Raw genomic sequence first — 5,180 nt, 5'->3', positions numbered from 1 at the left:
GCGTAAACCGCTCTGGATTGCTTCGCTTCGCTCGCAATGACGAAGGTTTTGACCGGATGAAGATCAAGTGACCTTCAACGCCGCCGCCCTTTTGCTTTTGATTGCGGGTCTCGCGCTGATCGGCTGGCTGGCCGGCCGCGCGCGGTCGAGCCTGCTGGCCGGCCGCGCCGGCGAAAAGCTCCATTCGCGCCCGCAATATCATGGCTGGTATGTCGCGCTGTGGCTGTTCGCCCCCGCGGCGCTGTTCCTTGCCGTCTGGGCGAGCGTGTCGCCCGGGCTGATCACCAACCAGGTGCTGTCGAGCGAGGCGGCGCAAAGCCTGCCCGCTTATGGCTTCGAGCGCGGTGCGGTGCTGTCCGACGCGCGCAATGTGGCGCTGGGCAACCAGGACAAGGTGCGGATGCCCGCCGCGGCAGGGCTGGTGAAGCCCTATGCCGATGCGAGCCAGAAATATGCGTGGATCGGCATCGCCGCGATGCTCGCGCTGGCGCTTGCGGGCGGGCTTTATGCCTTCACGCGGATCAAACCCGATTTCCGGGCGCGGACACGGGTCGAAAAGATCGTGATGCTGTTGCTGTTGCTCGCGTCGCTGATCGCGATCCTCACGACCTTCGGCATCGTGCTGTCGCTCTTGTTCGAATCGATCCGCTTCTTTCGCCTCGTCTCGCCTGCCGAGCTTTTGTTCGGCACCGAGTGGGCACCGACGAGCGGCGCGCCGCAGCCCGACACCTTCGGCGGCATTCCCTTGTTCTGGGGCACCGTGCTGATCGGCGCGATCATCGCGATGATCGTCGCCATTCCTATTGGCATGATGACCGCGGTGTACCTCACCCAATATGCCGCGCCGGTGGTGCGCAAATGGGTGAAGCCGATCCTCGAGATCCTCGCGGGCGTGCCGACGGTCGTTTACGGCTATTTCGCTGCGCTGACCGTGGCGCCGGCGCTGCGCAATTTCGCGGTGATGCTGGGTATTCCCAACGCCTCCACCGAAAGCGCGCTCGCCGCGGGTATCGTAATGGGGGTGATGATCATCCCCTTCGTTTCCTCGATGGCCGACGACAGTATCAACGCGGTGCCGCAGGCGATGCGCGACGGCTCGCTGGCCTTGGGCGCGACGCCGAACGAGACGATCCGCCAGGTACTGATCCCCGCCGCGCTTCCGGGCGTGATGGGCGGCATCTTGCTCGCGGTCAGCCGCGCGATCGGCGAGACGATGATCGTGGTGATGGCCGCGGGCCTGTCGGCCAACATGACCGCCAACCCCTTTGCCAGCGTCACCACGGTGACCGCACAGATCGTCAAGCTGCTGACCGGCGACCAGGAATTCGACAGCGCGAAAACGCTCGCCGCCTTCGCGCTCGGCCTTGTCCTGTTCATCGTGACGCTGCTGCTCAACATCGTCGCGCTGCGCATCGTCAAAAAGTATCGTGAAGCTTATGAATAGAGCCACCGCCCCCACCGACTGGAAAGGCAACGTGATGCAAAAGCGCATCGCGGGCCGCTACGCCGCCGAACGCCGCTTCAAGCTGTTCGGGCTGGGCGCGGTGCTGCTCTCGGGCGCTTTCCTCGCCTTCCTGCTGTTCGTGATGGTCGGCAACGGCGCGCGCGGCTTTACCTATACGCATGTCGCGGTGCCGGTCGATTTCAAGGCGATGCCGCTGACGATCGACACGTCGCGGCTCGGCGACGCCGACGCCGATCAGGTGATCGCGAACGCGGGGCTCGCCGACATCGTCGCCTTTGCCGCCGACGAGGCGCTGGGAACCGACGGATCGAAGCTGATTTCCGAGAATGCGTGGAAAGAGGTTCGCTCACAGATCAAGGACGATCCCGAATTGCTGAACGGCAAGACGGTGTTCGAACTGCCCGCCGCGTCCGAAGTCGACATCGCCGCCAAGGAAGGCGCCAAGGGCGCACTCGGCGCAAAGGTCGATGCGCTGGAGAAGGACGGCAAGCTGTCGACCGGCATCCACTGGCCCTTCTTCAAGAACGCCGACGCCACCGATCCCGCGGTCGCGGGCATCTGGGGGGCGCTCAAGGGGTCGGTGCTGACGATCTTCATCGCTTTCATGATCGCCTTCCCGACCGGGGTACTCGCGGCGCTGTATCTGGAAGAATATGCGCCGAAGAACCGCTGGACCGACCTCATCGAAGTGTCGATCAACAACCTTGCCGCGGTGCCTTCGATCATCTTCGGCCTGCTCGCGCTGGCGGTGTTCATCAACTGGTTCGGCCTGTGTCAGGCGAGCCCGCTCGTCGGCGGGCTGACGCTGGCGCTGATGACGATGCCGGTGATCGTGATCGCCAGCCGCAACGCGATCAAGTCGGTGCCGCCGTCGATCCGCGACGCGGCGCTGGGCGTCGGCGCCAGCCCGGTGCAGGTGGTGTTCCACCACGTCCTGCCGCTCGCCCTGCCCGGCATCCTCACGGGCACGATCATCGGCATGGCGCGCGCGCTGGGCGAGACCGCGCCGCTGCTCCTCGTCGGGATGCGCGCCTTTATCGGCGACGTTCCGGGCGGCATCTGCTCGCCCTCGACGGTGCTGCCGATGCAGATCTTCCTCTGGTCGGACGAAGTCGACCGGGGCTTTGTCGAGAAAACCTCCGCCGCGATCTTCGTGCTGCTTATCGTGCTGCTGTCGATGAACGCCTTTGCGATCTATCTTCGCAACAAATTCGAAAAACGCTGGTGACCCCATGACCAACTCTACGCTGATCCCCGACGATCTTACCATCGCCGATCCCAAGATGAAGGCGCACGGCGTCAACGTCTTTTACGGCGAGAAACAGGCGATCAACGACGTCTCGATCGACGTCGGCACCGACCTGGTCACCGCCTTCATCGGCCCGTCGGGCTGCGGCAAGTCGACCTTCCTGCGGTCGCTGAACCGCATGAACGATACCGTCGCGAGTGCGAAGGTGACCGGCCAGATCGAACTCGACGGCGAAAATATCTACGCGCCGTCGATGGACGTCGTGCAGCTGCGCGCGCGCGTCGGCATGGTGTTCCAGAAGCCCAACCCCTTCCCCAAGTCGATCTATGACAATGTCGGCTATGGCCCGCGCATCCACGGCCTCGCGCCGAACAAGGCCGACCTCGACGTCATTGTCGAGCGCGCGCTGGTGCGCGCCGGCCTGTGGGACGAGGTCAAGGACCGCCTGCTGGAAAGCGGCACCGCGCTGTCGGGCGGCCAGCAACAACGCCTGTGCATCGCGCGCGCGATCGCGGTCGATCCCGAAGTCATCCTGATGGACGAGCCCTGCTCGGCGCTCGACCCGATCGCGACCGCGAAGATCGAGGAGCTGATCCACGAACTGCGCGGCAAATATGCTATCGTGATCGTCACGCACAACATGCAGCAGGCGGCCCGCGTGTCGCAGCGCACCGCCTTTTTCCACCTCGGCACACTGGTAGAATACGGCAAGACCACCGACATCTTCACCAACCCGAAGCAGGAACGCACCAAGGACTATATCACCGGCCGCTACGGTTGATCCGTAGCCGCGAAAGGAACGAACGATGGCAGTAGTCAACGATCATACGGTCAAGGCATTCGACGAAGACCTCAACCGCCTGCGCGGGCTGATCAGCGAGATGGGCGGCCGTGCCGAACAGGCGCTGCTCCAGGCGATGAGCGCGCTCAACAGCGGCGACCTCGACCTCGCGGCGCAGGTCGTGCGCGACGACAAGAAGATCGACGCGCTCGAAGCCGAGATCGAACAGCTCACCGCACAGACGATCGCGCTCCGCGCCCCGATGGCCGACGATTTGCGCGAAATGATCGCGGCGCTGAAGATCGTCTCGGTGGTCGAGCGCATCGGCGATTATGCGAAGAATATCGCCAAGCGCGTCGCGCTGATGGACCAGACGCGGTCGATCGAAGCGATCCCGCTGCTCATGTCGATGTCGTCGATCGTCGCCGAACTGATCCACGACGCGCTCGACAGCTTTGCGGCGCGCGACGCCGAACTCGCGGTGCGGGTGACCGTCCGCGACAAGAATGTCGACGATTTCTACAACAGCATCTTCCGCACGCTCGTCACTTTCATGATGGAAAATCCGAAGCATATTTCGGAAAGCGCGCATTTGCTGTTCGTCGCGAAGAATCTCGAACGCATGGGCGACCATGCGACGAACATCGCCGAGATGGTCTATTACGTCGTCACCGGCGACCATATGGAAGAACGCGAGCGCGGCGAGACCCCCGAAGGCGCCGCGTCGGCGGAGCAGGAGCAAGGCTGATGCCGCAGCCCGATTTGCTGCTGATCGAGGATGACGAGGCGATCGCCGAACTCATCGTCTGGCATTTCGCCCGCGAAGGTTTCTCGGTCCGTCAGACCCCCGATGGCGAGCAAGCGCTCGTCCTGGTCGAGGAGCGCGTTCCCGACATCGTCCTGCTCGACTGGATGATCGAGAGCCTGCCGGGCATCGAGGTTTGCCGGCGCCTGCGCCGCAACCCGAAATCGGCGAACGTGCCGATCATCATGCTCACCGCCCGCGGCGAGGAAGAGGATCGCATCCGCGGCCTCGAGACCGGTGCCGACGATTATGTCACCAAGCCGTTCAGCCCGCGTGAACTCGTCGCGCGCGTCCAGGCAGTGCTCCGCCGCCTGCGCCCCGCGCTCGCCGGCGAGATGCTGAGCTATGCCGACATCGAACTCGATTCAGTCGCGCACAAGGTCGTGCGCAACGCCCAGATCGTCGCGATGGGGCCGACCGAGTTCCGCCTGCTCCGCCATTTCATGGAGCATCCGGGCCGCGTCTTCTCGCGCGGGCAATTGCTCGACAGCGTCTGGGGTCAGGACAGCGACATCGAACTGCGCACCGTCGACGTGCATATCCGGCGTTTGCGCAAGGCGATCAACCTGCCCGGCACCACGGACATCATCCGCACCGTGCGGTCGGCGGGTTATGCGCTGGATTCGGGGAAAAGCGTCTGACGACCGGAAGGCGACATTTTCCCTATCGTCACCCCGGACTTGATCCGGGGTCCAGCTTACCAACGTTGCAATGGGTCCCGGATAAAGTCCGGGGTGACGAAGGTAGGTGGCAGCTAACGACCGGTTGCAGCCGTAAAGGTCCTCCCCGCTTGCGGGGAGGGGGACCGCCGAAGGTGGTGGAGGGGGTTGGCGGCCTGAAGCGACGTTGCGGGCGGGCGCCAGCCCCCTCCGTCAGCGCT

General features: G+C 64.2%; 5 protein-coding genes. All 5 read left to right on the top strand.

Annotated features, from left to right (window positions below):
• Nucleotides 1-67: 67 nt before the first annotated feature.
• From pstC to phoB, 5 genes are read left to right on the top strand one after another with little or no spacing between them, the layout of a single operon-like run.
• Nucleotides 68-1,444, top strand: a complete 1,377-nt coding sequence (gene pstC, locus ACREBX_RS10325) for a phosphate ABC transporter permease subunit PstC (protein WP_431561658.1) — start codon at nt 68-70, stop codon at nt 1,442-1,444.
• Nucleotides 1,437-2,693, top strand: a complete 1,257-nt coding sequence (gene pstA, locus ACREBX_RS10320) for a phosphate ABC transporter permease PstA (protein ID WP_431561657.1) — start codon at nt 1,437-1,439, stop codon at nt 2,691-2,693. Before pstC ends, pstA begins: the two co-directional genes overlap by 8 nt.
• Nucleotides 2,694-2,697: 4 nt before the next feature.
• Entirely contained in the window at nt 2,698-3,495 is a 798-nt protein-coding gene (pstB, locus tag ACREBX_RS10315; RefSeq protein ID WP_431561656.1) for a phosphate ABC transporter ATP-binding protein PstB, read from the top strand.
• Between the two features lie 25 nt (nt 3,496-3,520).
• Nucleotides 3,521-4,243 carry a phosphate signaling complex protein PhoU gene (gene phoU / locus ACREBX_RS10310; protein ID WP_431561655.1) on the top strand — a complete coding sequence of 241 codons (723 nt, stop codon included), beginning with the start codon at nt 3,521-3,523 and terminating at the stop codon, nt 4,241-4,243.
• Nucleotides 4,243-4,941 carry a phosphate regulon transcriptional regulator PhoB gene (phoB, locus tag ACREBX_RS10305; protein ID WP_431561654.1) on the top strand — a complete coding sequence of 233 codons (699 nt, stop codon included), beginning with the start codon at nt 4,243-4,245 and terminating at the stop codon, nt 4,939-4,941. The genes phoU and phoB overlap by 1 nt, the downstream gene beginning before the upstream one ends.
• Nucleotides 4,942-5,180 lie beyond the last annotated feature (239 nt).

This window comes from Sphingopyxis sp., from assembly GCF_050725655.1.
Classification (GTDB): domain Bacteria; phylum Pseudomonadota; class Alphaproteobacteria; order Sphingomonadales; family Sphingomonadaceae; genus Sphingopyxis.
This window is presented reverse-complemented; position numbering and strand designations above follow the sequence as displayed.

Bases quoted from the DNA above. Each gene is read 5' to 3' on its own strand.
- pstA (WP_431561657.1), top strand. From the start codon at position 1,437: ATGAATAGAGCCACCGCCCCCACCGACTGGAAAGGCAACGTGATGCAA.
- pstB (WP_431561656.1), top strand. From the start codon at position 2,698: ATGACCAACTCTACGCTGATCCCCGACGATCTTACCATCGCCGATCCC.
- phoU (WP_431561655.1), top strand. From the start codon at position 3,521: ATGGCAGTAGTCAACGATCATACGGTCAAGGCATTCGACGAAGACCTC.
- phoB (WP_431561654.1), top strand. From the start codon at position 4,243: ATGCCGCAGCCCGATTTGCTGCTGATCGAGGATGACGAGGCGATCGCC.